This is a genomic window from Pedobacter psychrophilus, from assembly GCF_001652725.1.
Taxonomy (GTDB): domain Bacteria; phylum Bacteroidota; class Bacteroidia; order Sphingobacteriales; family Sphingobacteriaceae; genus Pseudopedobacter; species Pseudopedobacter psychrophilus.
Genome location: NZ_LWHJ01000027.1, coordinates 34,891 through 50,293, shown reverse-complemented (window position 1 = coordinate 50,293; position 15,403 = coordinate 34,891). Strand labels below are relative to the sequence as shown.

Sequence of the window (15,403 nt, the reverse complement as noted above, 5' to 3'; positions counted from 1 at the left end):
TATTAAAATAGGAAAAAAATCTTACAATTGGTACGTTGTCTTTTTGATAGAAATAATAAGATACATAAATAAACACTTAGTTTAATGCATAATTTATCTGTAAGGATTCAGATTATTTTTAACCAATTGATTATCAACAAGATTGTTTTTAATCTTAAATACAATATTTTTAAGAAAGGTTATCAAATTTTATAAATATTTGAAATCAAGATTTCGAGGTTCGTATTTAATTAAACATTTGCATAAAGAATTTATATGAAATAATGGCTTGATGATGTTTATAAAAACATGAATATTAGGGATTATCCCATAGATTTAAGTCCCTTAAAAAACTTTCTTTTTATAATCCTTAATGAAATAGCATATAAAATAAATATATATAAACCATATACTTTATCCTCTTTATCTTCAATATAATAAATACAACATACTGCTAAAATAAATGTAATAATGAAACCTACTAATGCAACTAAAGAAAACTTTTCTGTAAGTAATTCCTGGTCATTAGGAGGATAAGTTCTTAGTTGCGGTTTAGTGATGGTAACATATCTCAATAGCAAATATTGCATCATCAGGCAACATAAAATAATGGTGAAATATAAATAATATGGAGAATAGAATCCGGTTACATGAGATATAACGGACGCACAAAAAGGAAAGAGCCCCACAAAAAACAGGAACAATAAATTCCTGATTATTAAGCCGGTATCATAATCATTTAAAACGCTAAATAATTTTAAATGCCGAGTCCATAAAACACCAATAAAAAAGAAACTAATTGCATAAGCCATAAAATTTCTGCCCTGATGTTGCAACATTAGTAAAAACTCATGCTCTGTTATTTTACCCTCAAATTCTGGTAATCTTATTTCTATAGCCATTAATGTAATCACAATGGCAAAAACAGCATCACTAAAAAGAATCATTCGTTCTAACTGAAATTCCTTTTTAATTTCTTGCTCAATAGTTTCTTTTTTTAATTCCATATTAAAAATAATTTAAAACTAAAGTAATAATTATGTCGCAAAATAGGAGAACAAAATATGCTTGCTCATTTGAGTTTAAAATTGTTCAATAAAATAAAAAAAGCAACGTTTATCAACGCTGCTTTAAATAAAAATCTTCAAATTTTAAAAATTACACTGCATCAGATAAAGATGTAAAGGTAAAATCTCTAACCTTTAAAGGAGGCAACAAATAATTGACGTTTGATTCCGCACTTACCGTACGTTCTGAAATACCCATATCTTCCAAATTATTTAACATAATGATAGGGCTTTCATTAAAACGGAAATTTTTAACAGGGAATTTAATCTCCCCATTTTCTATATAAAAAGTACCATCACGAGTTAAGCCGGTAAGCAATAATGTCTGTGGATCAACTTGTCGGATATACCAAAGTCTGGTTACCAAAATTCCTTTCTCTGTTTCTTTAATTAGTTGTTCTAAAGTTTTAGTACCACCTTGCATGATGGCTCCATCGGGCTGTGGTATTGCTTTTATCCCAGTTTTTTGAGCCCAATACCTGGAACTATATAAGTTTTTTACTGCTCCTTTCTCAATCCAGTTAATTTTTTCTTGTGGTCTTCCGTCGCCGCTCCATGTGCCTGTTGGTAGTTCCGTATTGTATGGATCTGAGTAAATATTCACTTTAGCGTCCATCATTTGTTCGCCTATTTTAGTTTTACCTCCTGCTTTACTCATAAAGCTTCTCCCCTCATCTGCTTGTCTGGCGTCCATAGCAAAGAATATATTCTCCAACATTACAGCAACTGCGGTAGGTTCCAAGATGACAGTGTATTTTCCTGGCTCAATGGCTTTTGCTGTTGCAGACATGCTAGCCTTTTTTGCAGCAACAGTAGTGTCTTTTTTTGTATCGAGTTTAGAAAAATCATTATAACCTCGGGTTGCATATCCAGAACCTTTACCATCATTGGTTCTCATGGTAACATTAAAAGCGACACTGGTTGATTTGTTGTAAGCAAATAATCCTTTACTGTTCATCATTGCAGTGTATCCTTTACTGTCTTCTAAAAAACCAGCTGCATTTAAGTTGTTATCTTTAGAAACTTTAAGACTTTGCGCCACTGCATCTGCTCTTTCTTTTGGTGTTAAACTGGCGGTAACCTCAGAAAATGTTGGTGTATCCGGACCATAAGTTTGCGGACCCAAAAAAGACATGAATTCTGGATTTTCCGGAGCTAGTTGCGCTAATTCCTCTGATCTTTTAACTACTTTTTTTAATGATTCTTCATCAAATTCGTTGATGGTGGCTACTCCCAATTTTTTGCCAAATGCAGATGAAACTACCAATGAAGACTGACTCACACCTCCACTTGTTGAAACTGAATTTCTTGCATATCTAATATTTCCACCATCACCTCCACTCAAATTAATTTCGCATTCGTCTGCCTTTGAGTAGCTCAGCACTTTTTCTAATAATGCTTTGGCTTCTTCTTTATTTAATATTGTCATTTTTTTTAGTTTAAGGTTGTATTAAGTTTTAAGTCGTAAGTTATAGGTTGTAAGTTTGAAACCTATGACTTAATACTTATAACCTAATACTTTACAAATTAAATTTTCCTTGCTGTATTGATCACGTTTACGCCATTAAATCTTGTGGTTGATGATCCATGTGAAACCGCACTTGATTGAGAAGGTTGTCCTTTTCCATCAAAGAAAGAACCTCCTAAACGGTAATCATTAGCATCACAAATTGCACCACATGAATTCCAAAATTCTTGTGTATTAGCTTGATAAGCAACATCCTTAAGCATTCCAACTATTTTTCCCTCCTTAATTTCATAAAATAATTGTCCACCAAACTGAAAATTATAACGTTGCTGATCAATGGAGAAAGAACCATCACCAATAATGTATATTCCTTTTTCTACATTTTTAATCATATCATCAACTGATAATTTCTCTTTGCCTGGTTGTAAAGAAATATTTGCCATCCTTTGAAACTGAACACTGCTCCAATTATCTGCATAACAACAACCTTGCGAAGCCGTTAACCCTAAAATATGAGCTTGATCTCTAATCGCTTGATAATTCACCAGAACTCCATCTTTAACTACATCCCACTCCCCACATTTTACACCCTCATCATCATAACCAACTGCACCTAAAGAACCAACCTGGGTTTTATCAGCTTTAATATTCACCAATTTATTTCCATAGTTGAATTTTTTAGATTCCCATTTATCCAACGTTAAGAAACTGGTACCTGCAAAATTTGCTTCATAACCTAAAACACGATCTAATTCTGTTGGGTGGCCGGTTGATTCATGGATAGTTAACCATAAATGGGAAGGATCCAATACCAAATCATATTTACCAGGCTCTACTGTTTTAGCTTTTAGCTTATCACCAACTTGTGAAGCGGCTTGCTTAGCATCTTCCAGCATATCATACCTTCCTTTATATAAGGTACCAGCTGCAGTTTTTATTTTATGCTGGGGTTTGGCATCTAAATATTCATAACCCATTCCGGTTGGAGCGCTTAAAGCATTCCTGGTTTCAAATTTTCCAGTTTCTTTATTGATTTTAGTGAGGAAGAAAGTAGGCCAAATGCGATGAATATCTTGGTCGATGTAAGAGCCATCCGTTGAAGCAAAATATTTTTGCTCATTTACCAAAAATAAGATAGAATTTACATAATCCGCCCCACCTTTCATGGCCGCATCATTTACAGAAAGCAAAAGATCTACTTTTTCCTTTACCGGCACTTCAAAAGCATTTTTTTCGATTGGAGCTTTCCAGCTGACTTCACCATAGCCTTTTTGTGGAGCCAGTTGTACAGGTTCTGTTAATAATCTGGAATTTTCTTTAGCAATGGAAACTGCTAATGCTGCAGCTTTGGCAATGCTATCATTATCCATTTTATCGGTTGCAGCAAAACCCCAACTTCCATTTGCAATTACCCTAATACCAACTCCATAAGATTCAGTATTAACAATATTCTGAACTTTATCTTCTCGGGTGACCACAAATTGATTCAGATATCTTCCGATACGAACATCCGTATAGGTTGCTCCTTTTGATTTAGCAGCATTTAATGCGACATCTGCAATCAGTTTTTTGACAGCAGGATCAACGTATTCTAAAGCTGCTTCTGGAGAAATCTCATTCCCCCAGACGGGTATGGATGGCATCATCGCAGCTGCTGCTCCTACACCAGTTAAATAAATAAAGTTTCTACGTTTCAATATGTTAAGATTTAGAGGTTACTAAATCTTAAATGTAGAAAAAATTAATGATGATAATAAATTTCAACTAACTGATATTTAAAGTATTTGTAAGGATTATTAGGTTTATTTTTAAAAACGTTTCCCCGCAGATTTCAGAGATTCTCGCAGATACTTAGAAGCTCTGATTTGTTAACATAGGATGTTTAATGTAATAGTTTAAGGAAATTAATTTGAGGGGCTTCCCTTAGCTTCTGAAAAGAAGCTAAGGTCACGCTATCCACTCATACGCCACAAGGCCTTAGGCGCTGAGGCCGGTATCCGCTCCTATCGTTAAGCCAAAGCAACTCGTCATTACGAACATTGAAAGCTGTGTTCAAAATTCTTCCAGATGGTTACATTTTAGCAACCAGCAGGCACTGCCGTTGCATACAATATATTTTCTGACTCATATATCCTAAATACGTATTTTGGTTCTTGAAAAGGAGAATTCCATTTGTATATATCAAATAAAAACTCATTGTTATTTACACCGCGAAGAACCCTATTCCATGTTTTACCTTGATCAGCTGAGTGGAATATTCCATCTGGATGACCACATATTAAATACTTTCCCACTTGTTTGATGGATGAAATTAACGAAGAAGGACGAAGACCCTCATCAATAGCTTTCCAGGTTTCTCCATTATCCAATGAAATATGTATCCTTCTGGATTTTGTTGCTGTGCTATAGGATAAAGCAGCAAATCCACCTTCTATTCGTTCAACAGCTATACCTACCTCACCTTCCTTAATTATCCATTGCCAGTGTTCACCATTATCTGTAGAACGCTTGATACCATCCTGACTTGTAGAAATGATCACGCCATCTCCCTTTACGGCACTATAATGTTTAATTTCAGGTAACACTTGTTTAAAGTCCTGCCATGTTTGTCCGCCATCTGTAGATTTTAAAACAATATTTACACGCTCCGATTTTATTTTCTTCACTGCTTCCTTTTCTTTAGGTACAAATGAATTGAGTACAAACATTAATAAGAGGATGGCCGGAACAAACACTAATAATCTTTTCATTTTTTTTAGTTTAAAGTAAAACATATCGATTTGTAAATTAGCGGACTTAACAGATTGTGCATTGTCCTATCAAAATTGATGAAGCAAACCTACCTTAATATTTTTTGGCTTGATAGGTATGGATTGTAAATAAAAATGTAAACTTTGTAAATAAAATATTGACGTTATGGATGTTAGCCTAAATTTACTTTCAGGGAAACGCAAATACCTTTTTGGTTCCATTTTGCTTTTATCCATTCTGGTAACCTGTGCAGCTTTCATTAGTTTTGACAGTTACGATTTTGACGTAGCCAGGAGAGAAGTTTTGCTTCGCAGAATAGGACATGAAATACTCTTACAATCTGGAGACAGTACATCTAGAGTGCTTCCGATTAAGAAAATCTCAGAAAATGAATACCAGATCACTTTTGAGAATGAGCTTACTTTTCAATCAGATTCCCTGGTAAACACAACAAGCCGTTTGTTGGCTCATGATCCCTTTGCCAGTGATTATGTAGTTAATGTAATGAACTGTGCCAATGGAAGTATAACTTATGGATATGCGATTTCACAAAATATTAAAGATGATATTATTGCCTGTATTGGAAGAACGCAACCCACAGCATGTTACCTGATTAATATTAAATTCAAAACAACTGGCATCACTATAGTAAAAAATGGGTTTCTTTTGGGCAGCCTGCCGATTTTAGCATTTATTGGTTTTATATTTTTTAGAGTTGCCAAACCTAAAAAAGTCTTACCTCAGGGTCAAGATACGGATACCGATTTATTCACTTTAGGTACGGTGTTGTTTGATGCGAAGAATAGGAAGCTGAACATAAATGGAAAAACAATAGAGCTTACTGGAACTGAATGTCGTTTATTGCTCATTTTCGCACAATCTCTCAATAAGACCATAGAACGAAGCTGGTTACAAAAAGAAATTTGGGAAGATGAAGGTGTAATTGTAGGACGCAGCCTGGATATGTTTATATCAAAACTGAGGAAAAAATTGGAATTGGATTCCAATGTAAACATTGTAGTAATCCGTGGCAAAGGCTATAAGCTTGAATTAGGAAATGATACTTTTTCTTAGTTGAGGACTTATGGAATCTTGTTTTTTTATGAAAAGAGTGCAGCAATACTTTGTAGCATCTAATTAAATTTTTGATTATGTTCCAGACGAAGTCTTGATTTTCTATAAAGATTTAAGTGGCCCTAACGGAACACTTAAACCAGTTATAGTAGTAATTACAATAAGTCTACGGGGAAAATAAGCCAGTTTGCAGTCTTTGAGATTAATTTAAAGACCAAGTTTAATTATACTTTAAAAGCTTCATTTTTTTTAAATATCTATTATAAATAGGCTTTAATTTAAGTTCTGTTTTTGACCTTAGCCAATCAAAAATATCAATTTCTTCATAATTAGGTACTTTTTTAAATTCTGAAAATATCTTTAAAGAAATACTTCTTGATATTCCTTTTGAGATTAGTTTTATAACAACGGGTTCAGTTGTTCCTAATTCTAGCATTAATGGTAAAGCCATTGAGAATTTATAGTTTTCTAATACTTTATCATTAGTTATACTTTCAACTAAGTCATTCATCAATTTAAGATATTTTACAACAATATGAGTTGTAACAATTGAATTTATCTTTATTACTTTATTAATTCTAGTGTTAATCGCTTCTTTATCATCAAGTTTTATTCTCTTAGCCAGATTATAATGCGTTGAGTAGAACTTTAAATCGGAGTCAATTAACTCTCTTAAACTCTTATTTCCTAACCACATTCTACAGTAATAAGTAATTTGATTTATTGAAGTAGATATATTATGCTTAAAAAAAGCTTCATTAGCAAAATGGAAAATTTCGTCTAGTCTTTTTAACAAATCGTTAAATTGAAGATAAAAACTCCAATCTTTAAACTCTGTTAAAATCTTTTCTTCATCTGATATATGTTTGTAAAAGTTTCTATTATTTGAAATTGATGGAATTAACCAGTTTTCAAAACCGTAATCTAATATTTGTACATAGAGAATATTTTGAAGAATAGGGTCTATTGTTGGATTCAAGCTTAAAATGTCTAATGGAATCAATAAATCAGCAACGGAAGAGGAAATATTCTCGATGAAAATATTTGATTCCTCTTCGCTGAGGCCCTTATTTTGGAGGTAAATAGGGAAACGGTCTATATCTTGTAGATATTTTTGACGATAAAATATCACTCCATTTGAATCAATATCGCTAGATATTTCTAATGAACTTTTAGATAACTCTCCGATGAAATCATCAAAGTTATCTAAAGCACTATTACTTGCAGTTGTAACTTCTTTTCTTGGAGATTTTTTATAGTAGCTTTCTGCCCATTCATCATTTTCAGATTTTTCAATACAAAAAACTGTTCCAAATAATGAATCTTTAATCCTACCAGCTCTTCCAATCAAATTTCCAAAATCAAAAGATGATAGAGGAAAAGTTCTTTTTTTGGGAGAGACAATAAAAATATTATTTGCGGGTAAATTTACACCTTGCAACAATGTAGAAGTACAAAAGAGAATTTTAATCTTTCCTTCAAGGAAGCAATCTTCAATTTCTTTTCGTACCAAATCAGGTAAATTACCATGATGAAAAGCAACACCTTTATTTAAGCAAATTGCAAGATTATAGAAAGGATGTACTTCATCTTCTAAAAACTCTACAATATCTTTTACCTCAGAATGAATTTGAACATCCTGTAATGGTTCAATATATTTTAAGGCCCAATTTTCAGCCCAATTTCCTTTTGGAGAATATATAATGTTACTTTCATCTGCTCCGCAAATATTTATCAATTCCCTTAATCCATTTCCTGTACTTTTTAAAAATATTTGTTTCAAATCTATTGAAGTCTCTATTTCAAAGGATTGAGAGCTTTCGCTATTTTTTATTAAAGTAAATCTTATTTTTTTATCATGTAATACGGTAACTATAGTTTTTATTTGAAACACTGGGGAAACCATAGTTTCTGAAGAGTTAGACTTTATGTTAAAAATATTTTCATACAATTTATTTGGATTTTCAATATTAGGACCAGCAGCAATAATTATAGCCTCACTAAACAACTTTATAAGCTCTTGGAAAACAAACTCGAAAAGTGTTCCTCTCCCTTGGGTGTCTTCAACATTTTGAATCTCATCTATAAAAATTAAATCTATTTTAAATTCATGTTCTCTTCTTTCTTTTAAAAGACTTAAACATCGTTCGGGAGTTAAAATAAATATCTTCTTAAAATTTAAGCCTGTTTCATCATGAATGTATACTGTTTTTATGTCTACATCATTATCATTGATTTCTTGTCTTAATTCTTCGCTAACTTGATTTATCAATGCTCGTGTTGGAACTACATAAAGGATAAAATATTCGTCATTATTTAATATCTTTTCTTTTATTGCTTTCTTAACTATGAATGACTTACCTGAAGATGTTGGCGCTGAAATAACAATTTTATCATAAGACTTTATATCATCCCACAGCTTTTTTTGGAAAGCCGTTGTTAAAATCTGTTCCTCTCCAATAATTACAGTTTTATTTCTCCTTTCTAATTCTAATTCAAGTAAAATCGCAGAGTCATAAGAATCAATCAATATATTATTCTCTAGTTGAATTTGACTAAAATCATTTGAAGAATTATTTAATAAACGAGTACCTGTTAAGTTTCCAATTCTTGAGAACAAAATATAAGATGCTCTTTCAATATCAATATTGAAACTATCTTGCAAATAGATCAAAGAAGAAATTAATTGAGCTTTATTTTTATGCTTTTCTAAAGGGCTTGTGGATAGAATTGAAGTTAACCAAATTGCTTTTCTGATCCTATCTTTAGCAATAGGGATTTTAGATAAATTAAATTTCTGATAGAATTGATTAAAGATTAAGTCATTGATAAGATTATTTAATAACTCATCATTGTATATTGATTCTATCTTATCAACTAAATCAGACATGTTTAATTGACTTTATTTTCCTTTACATTATATAAGTAAGGAACTCCGTGAATTTTTTTATACATTAAGTCTCGAAATTCATCTACAGACTTACATGGCAAAATAAAAAAATCAAGATAGACTTTCTTTATTTCAGAGTAATTATCTAACTCTTTATTTATTTTATTAAGATATTCTTTTTCTTTACCATTTATAGATTCACTAATTGCATTTTCAAGTATTTCCATTGAAGCACTATCTTTTTGCAACTTTTCAAAGTTCGATGTAGAATACATCAGTAAAATAGGGTGTACTAATGATTGATGTTTAAATATTTTTGAACTTGGAGTTAACCTATCGTAAAGTTCATCTAGATTAGTATTTGTCACACTCAAAAATTCTTTTGCTACAATTAATTCATCATCTAAAAAATCGTTAACAAAATATGCTGAATGAAACCTTTCTATAGAAATTAAAGCTTCTTTAAGAGCTTTGGTTAACGTTGTTGTTACCTTAGATTCGCCAATTAAGTATGCTGGATATTTTTCTGATTTAAACTGATAATCACCAATAAAAATACCATCACCTCCTTTTATTTGATCTCTTATATTGGTTAAAGATTTAATTTTATGCGCAACCATTTTACATCCTAAAATACTTTCTACCAGTACAAATAAAAGAAGCTCACCATATTTTCCATCAGTTTTAGGGTTTTTAAGACCGAATTTGCCATTTGCATTTAAACCCGCCCACATTTCGCCGTTTCTTTTGATATCATCTTCACCGTATATATAATGTGGTAACGAGGTATGCAAGACTGAATTTAAACCATTAAAAATTATTTGAGTACCAGATGGCTTGATTGTAAAAAATCTCAATGTTAATTTATCATCCCATTCAAGAAAATGTTGATTTAATTGATCTAATATTAATTTTCTATCAATTTTTATATGTTTAGACCAGTCTTCAGAAAACATTTCATTAAATAGTAGTTAAAAAATAAATGATTAAGTTTAAAGATAAAGATTAAATTTAGTATTCAACTATGGCTTTAACTTGGATTAAATTTCCCAACCTCGTTTAAGTGTTCCTTTAGGATCACTTAAATGCTTTTAGAAAACTGAGGACTCCATCTGGATTTATATTTCACATTTTTTTAATATCAAATGCCGATTTTTTAAAGAGAATAATTAACAAATTAACTAGGTTTTGCGTTAACGATTGAAGCGGCATCCTTTTTTGCACTTACCATTTAGCAAATACAAAAAAGATATAGTGTAATCCGCCAGCTGGCGGATAAAACGCCCTCCTAATTATTTTAACCAATTTTCCTACCCGTATTAATCACATTTACGCCATTAAACCTGGTGGTGGAAGAACCATGAGAAACCGCACTCACCTGACTTGGTTGTCCTTTTCCATCACGGAAAGTACCACCCAAACGGAAATCTTTTTCATCGCAACGTTGTACGCAAGAGTTCCAAAATTCCTGGGTATTGGCTTGGTAGGAAGCATCTTTTAACATGCCTACAATTTCGCCGTCTTTTACTTCATAAGCTAGCTGGGCGCTAAACTGAAAATTATATCGCTGCTGATCTATAGAGTAAGAATTACGACCAAACATGTAAATCCCTTTCTTCACCCCTTTTACCATTTCGGCAGCTGTCATGGGTTTTGTACCGGCTTTTAAAGAAACATTTGGCATTCTCTGGAACTGAACACTGTCCCAACTATCAGCATAGCAGCAACCTTGAGAAGCTTTTAAACCTAAAATATGCGCCTGGTCTCTGATGGTTTGGTAATTCACCAAAATCCCATCCTTAATGATGTCCCACTGTCCACATTTTACCCCTTCATCATCATAACCTACAGCACCTAAAGAACCGGCTTGTAATTTATCAGCCAAAATATTCACTTTATTACTACCGAAATTAAATTTTTTGCTTTCCCATTTATCCAAAGTTAGGAAGCTGGTACCTGCATAATTGGCTTCGTAACCTAAAACCCGATCCAGCTCTGTGGGGTGACCAACAGATTCATGAATGGTTAAGAAAAGATGTGTTGGGTCTAAAATCAAATCATACTTTCCTGGTTCTACTGGTTTTGCTTTTAATTTTTCCTCCACATGTTTGGCTGCTTCTTTCACATCTTCTAAAATGTCGTAACGTTTCTTGTACATCGTCACGGGGCCACCTTTAATTTTCTCTTCTTCTTTCGGAATCAGATATTCATAACCCATTCCCATTGGTGCACTTAGCGCATCACGAGTTTCAAATTTCCCTCCTTTGGCATCTACTTTAGTCACCGTAAAAGTAGGCCAGATGCGATGAATATCCTGGTCGATATAAGAACCATCCGAAGACGCAAAGTATTTCTGCTCGTTCACCACAAAAACATTGGAGTTAACAAATTTGGCTCCCGCAGCCATGGCGGCAGCATTTACGCCTAATAATAGATCTACTTTTTCTTTGATAGGAACTTCGAAAGCATTTTTTTCAATGGGAGTTTTCCAAGTTACTTCGCCATAACCTTTTTGTGGCGCAAGCTGAACAGGCTCGGTAGCTAATTTTGAATTTCCTTTGGCGATGGCAACCGCTAATTCTGCGGCTTTGGCAATACTGGCATCATCCAATAAATTGGTAGCCGCAAAACCCCAACAGCCATTGGCAATTACCCGTACACCCATTCCGTAAGATTCGGTGTTGGCAATGTTTTGTACCCGGGTTTCTCTGGTGGACACTACTTGGTTCAAATATCTGCCAATACGCACATCGGTATAGGTTGCGCCTAGAGATTTCGCTTTGTTCAATGCGATATCTGCCATTTTTTTCTTTAAAGCAGCATCAACCGGAGTTAAAGCTTCTTCAATTGAAATTGGATTTCCAAAAACGGAAAGGTTTGGCATCAGGGCAGCTCCAGCACCAACTCCTGTTAAATATAAAAAGTTTCTTCTTTTCATGTATTATGATTTGGACGTTTTTACGTCACCTTGAGGAACGAAAGATCACACAAGTAGGAATGCTTTTAGCGTTTGAAACCTATTTGTGTGATGTTTCTCTATCGTTCAACATGACGAAGCTAAAAAAGGATGCCGCTTCAATCGTTGACGCAAAACCTTTTTAGCTGTATAATTTAAATTTTCTTAAACCGCGTCAGACAATGAAGTGAAAGTAAAATCTCTAATTTTCATCGGAGGGATAATCACGTTTCCACTTCGTACAGGTTTACCTAAAGCTTCCACATTGTTCAGCATAATTACCGGACTCTCGTTAAAACGGAAGTTTTTTACTGGGAATTTAATTTCGCCGTTTTCTATGTAAAAAGTACCATCACGGGTTAATCCTGTTAAGAGTAAAGTTTGAGGATCTACAGAACGGATATACCAAAAACGGGTAACCAAAATTCCTTTTTCTGTACCTTTAATTAATTCTTCTAATGATTGTGTACCACCTTCCATCACAAAACTTCTTCCGAAAGGAACGGGTTCAACTCCTTTTTGGTCTGCCCAATATCTCGAATAAGCTAGATTTTTTACCACTCCGTTTTCTACCCATTTGGTTTTCTTTAACAATTGTCCATCACCGTTCCACGTAGCAGAAGGTAAATCAGGATTCATTGGATCAGAATAAATATTTACATTTTCAGAGAATAATTGCTCTCCTAAACGCGTTCCTCCGCCTTTCTTACTCATAAAGCTTCTTCCTTCATCGGCACTACGGGCATCAAAACCTCTAAACATATTTTCTATAATATCCGAAGCTGCCAAAGGCTCTAAAATAACGGTGTATTTTCCTGGCTCGATAGCTTTTGCAGCAGCAGAACCATTTGCTTTGCTAGCAGCTATTTTGCTTAAAGCCAGCGTATCCATTTTATCCAGATTATTGAAACTTTGGCTCACATAACCTGAGCCAGTACCTTCCTGATTTCGTACTGTTACTGAAAATGAAACATCGGTATCTGTATTGTATGCAAATAAACCTTTAGAATTCATGATGGCGTTAAAGCTTGTTGAGTTTTCTAGAAACCCCGCTCCTTCTAATTTTCCATCCTTTATCACTTTTAAACTCTGACCTACCATTTCTGCCCTGGTATCAGGAGTGATAGCAGCAGTTTTTGAATTAAATGTTGGAGAAACAGGAAATTCCTGAGGGCCTAATAAGGGCATAAACTCTGGATTTTCTGGAGCTAACATGGCTAGCTCTTCTGCTCTTTTTACCACTTTTTCTAAAGAGGCATCGTCAAATTCATTGATACTAGCTGAACCTGTTTTTTTACCGTAAGTAGCACTCACTGCTAAACTCATGGTACTGATTTGCCCTGCAGTAGAAACTGCATTACGGGCATACCTAATATTACCTCCGTCAGAACCTCTTAAACTAATTTCGCAAGAGTCTGACTTAGAATAACTCAATACTTTTTTTAATATATCTTGGGCTTGTTGTTTTGTTAAAATTGCCATTTTTTAGGTTTTAGGTTGTAAGTTTTAGGTTGTAAGTTTATTATGTAACTTATTACTTAAAACCTATTACTTACAACTCGATTAATTAAATTTTCCTTGCTGTGTTAATTACGTTTACTCCGTTGAATCTTGTAGTAGAGCTTCCATGAGAAACTGCACTACTTTGTGAAGGCTGACCTTTTCCATCGTTAAAAGAACCTCCTAAACGATAATCGCTTTCATCACAAACGGCAGTACATGAATTCCAGAATTCCTGGGTGTTTGCCTGGTATGCGACATCATTTAACATCCCAACAATTTTCCCGTTTTTGATTTCGTAAAATAACTGTCCACCAAATTGGAAGTTGTAACGTTGCTGATCAATAGAAAAACTACCATTACCAACTATGTAAATACCTTTTTCTACGTTTTTAATCATATCATCTACACTTAACTTTTCTTTACCAGGTTGTAATGAAATGTTCGGCATACGTTGAAATTGAACATCATCCCAGCCTTGAGAATAGCAACAACCTTGAGAAGCATCCAAACCGATGATATGAGCTTGATCTCTAATTGCTTGATAATTGACCAAAACACCATCCTTAATAATATCCCACTTACCACATTTTACACCTTCATCATCATATCCTACTGCACCTAAAGATCCTTTTTGCGTTTTATCAGCAACGATATTCACCTTATCACTACCAAATTTGAATTTTTTGGATTTCCATTTATCTAATGTTAAGAAACTTGTACCGGCGTAATTGGCTTCATAACCTAAAACACGATCTAATTCTGTTGGGTGCCCAACAGATTCATGAATAGTTAACCATAAATGTGATGGGTCTAAAACCAGATCATATTTACCTGGCTCTACAGATTTTGCTGTTACCTTTTCGGTTGCATTTTGAGCAGCAAACTTAACGTCCTCCAACATATCATACCTGTTTTTATAACGGGTAATTACTCCCTGAACTTTATCTTCTGGAGATGCATTTAAATATTCATATCCCATTCCCATTGGAGAACTTAATGAAGAGCGAGTTTGGAATTTGCCAGAAGCTTTATCAATTTTAGTAACGCCAAAAGTTGGGTAAATCCGATGAATATCTTGATCTATATAAGAACCATCTGTTGAGGCAAAATATTTTTGTTCGTTAACTGCAAACATTACAGAGTTTACATAAGTTGCTCCATTTTGCAAAGCTACATCATTGACTTTCAACAATAAATCAACTTTCTCTTTAATAGGAACTTCAAATGTGTTGATTTCAATTGGAGCTTTCCAACTTACTTCGCCAAATCCTTTCTGTGGTGCAAGTTGTACCGGTTCTCCTTGTATTTTAGAATTTGCTTTTGCTACTGCAACCGCTTGTTCTGCAGCTTTTGCAATGGCATCAGTACTCATGCTATTTGTAGCAGCAAAACCCCAGCAACCATTTGCGATAACCCTTACTCCAATTCCGTAAGATTCGGTGTTAGCAACACCTTGCACTCTTTTCTCTCTTGTTGCCACAAATTGATTTAGATATCTACCAATGCGTACATCGGCATAAGTTGCCCCTTTTGATTTCGCAGCATTTAAAGCAACATCAGCTAACTGTTTTTTTAGCCTTACATCAACTCCGTCCAATGCTTGTAGTGGGTCAATCGGATTTCCAAAAGCGGATAAATTGGGTAACATTAAAGTCCCCATACCCATCCCAGTTAAGTATAAAAAGTCTTTTCTCTTCATTAGATTCCTCCTAGAT

10 protein-coding genes are annotated in these 15,403 nt (G+C 33.9%); 1 reads left to right on the top strand and 9 read right to left on the bottom strand.

The window, feature by feature from the left end; genetic code table 11:
• Positions 1-302 precede the first annotated feature (302 nt).
• The 4 genes from A5893_RS08660 to A5893_RS08645 form a co-directional block, all read right to left on the bottom strand.
• Positions 303-986 (bottom strand): TMEM175 family protein, encoded by a 684-nt coding sequence (locus A5893_RS08660; protein ID WP_068822178.1) that lies wholly within the window; start codon positions 984-986, stop codon positions 303-305.
• Positions 987-1,137: 151 nt separating this feature from the next.
• Positions 1,138-2,475, bottom strand: a complete 1,338-nt coding sequence (locus A5893_RS08655; protein WP_068822177.1) for a TldD/PmbA family protein — start codon at positions 2,473-2,475, stop codon at positions 1,138-1,140.
• 98 nt (positions 2,476-2,573) lie between these two features.
• Positions 2,574-4,211: a TldD/PmbA family protein gene (locus A5893_RS08650; RefSeq protein ID WP_068822176.1), complete on the bottom strand. Its 1,638-nt coding sequence runs from the start codon at positions 4,209-4,211 to the stop codon at positions 2,574-2,576.
• A gap of 381 nt (positions 4,212-4,592) precedes the next feature.
• A complete protein-coding gene (locus A5893_RS08645; protein ID WP_198342295.1) occupies positions 4,593-5,222 on the bottom strand; it encodes a WD40/YVTN/BNR-like repeat-containing protein in 630 nt (209 codons plus the stop codon).
• Between the two features lie 208 nt (positions 5,223-5,430).
• Here A5893_RS08645 and A5893_RS08640 point away from each other — a divergent pair, with 208 nt between their 5' ends.
• A complete protein-coding gene (locus A5893_RS08640) occupies positions 5,431-6,339 on the top strand; it encodes a winged helix-turn-helix domain-containing protein (protein ID WP_068822174.1) in 909 nt (302 codons plus the stop codon).
• Between the two features lie 220 nt (positions 6,340-6,559).
• Here the strand turns inward: A5893_RS08640 and A5893_RS08635 are convergent, their stop codons facing one another.
• The 5 genes from A5893_RS08635 to A5893_RS08615 form a co-directional block, all read right to left on the bottom strand.
• Positions 6,560-9,229 carry a DEAD/DEAH box helicase gene (locus A5893_RS08635; protein ID WP_068822173.1) on the bottom strand — a complete coding sequence of 890 codons (2,670 nt, stop codon included), beginning with the start codon at positions 9,227-9,229 and terminating at the stop codon, positions 6,560-6,562.
• A gap of 2 nt (positions 9,230-9,231) precedes the next feature.
• Positions 9,232-10,185 carry a Hachiman antiphage defense system protein HamA gene (locus tag A5893_RS08630; protein ID WP_068822172.1) on the bottom strand — a complete coding sequence of 318 codons (954 nt, stop codon included), beginning with the start codon at positions 10,183-10,185 and terminating at the stop codon, positions 9,232-9,234.
• Positions 10,186-10,526: 341 nt separating this feature from the next.
• The gene (locus A5893_RS08625) at positions 10,527-12,167 is read right to left on the bottom strand and encodes a TldD/PmbA family protein (RefSeq protein ID WP_068822171.1); all 1,641 of its coding nucleotides are present in this window, start codon (positions 12,165-12,167) and stop codon (positions 10,527-10,529) included.
• Positions 12,168-12,350: 183 nt separating this feature from the next.
• Positions 12,351-13,667 carry a TldD/PmbA family protein gene (locus A5893_RS08620; protein ID WP_068822170.1) on the bottom strand — a complete coding sequence of 439 codons (1,317 nt, stop codon included), beginning with the start codon at positions 13,665-13,667 and terminating at the stop codon, positions 12,351-12,353.
• Between the two features lie 85 nt (positions 13,668-13,752).
• Positions 13,753-15,387 carry a TldD/PmbA family protein gene (locus A5893_RS08615; protein WP_068822169.1) on the bottom strand — a complete coding sequence of 545 codons (1,635 nt, stop codon included), beginning with the start codon at positions 15,385-15,387 and terminating at the stop codon, positions 13,753-13,755.
• Positions 15,388-15,403 lie beyond the last annotated feature (16 nt).